This is a genomic window from Ligilactobacillus equi DSM 15833 = JCM 10991, assembly GCF_000615765.1.
GTDB lineage: Bacteria > Bacillota > Bacilli > Lactobacillales > Lactobacillaceae > Ligilactobacillus > Ligilactobacillus equi.
The window spans coordinates 1-585 of the sequence record NZ_BAMI01000152.1 but is presented as its reverse complement, the minus strand read 5'-3'; the positions used below and the strand labels follow the sequence as shown (position 1 = coordinate 585).

The 585-nt window shown below is 36.6% G+C and carries 1 protein-coding gene; it reads left to right on the top strand.

Annotated elements, in window-relative coordinates:
• On the top strand, window positions 1-585 hold a 585-nt coding region (locus JCM10991_RS14185), incomplete at both ends, for an adhesin isopeptide-forming adherence domain-containing protein (protein ID WP_035189192.1).

The window sequence follows — 585 nt, the reverse complement described above, 5'->3', positions numbered from 1 at the left end:
GCTTAACTCTGGTAAGTACAATTCAGACCAAACTTACACCCCTACTATTGTTGCTTACGCAACGGTTACTGGTGAAGGTGGGCAAGTTGCTGATAACACTTATACAGTTACAATTAATGGTAAGAATGCTGTATCTAACAAGGTTACTGATAAGATTGCCAAGGTAACACCTCACAAGGTTGTTTTAAACGCTGATGGTAAAGATATTAACCAAGGTACAGTTCTTAAAGGACAAACAGTAACTTATAAAGGAACTTGGGACTTAACTGATTTAGCTAATGCTAAAATTTCTGATAATGCATTTACTAAAGAATGGTCCTTCTCAGATTCTTATGATAAGACTAACGGTGTTGCTCAAACTTCTACTTTGAAGGTAACTGATAAAGACGGCAAGAACATTACTAACCTCTTTAAGCCTGTATGGGATACTAAGAGCGGTACTTGGACTTTAACAGCTACAGATGCTAAGAAGTTTGTTACAACTTACAAGGGTCAAGCATTAACTGTAACATTTGATTACACTGTTAACGCTGATGTGAAGGATGCTACTAAGATTGATAACACTATGAATCAAGTTAATGCAGG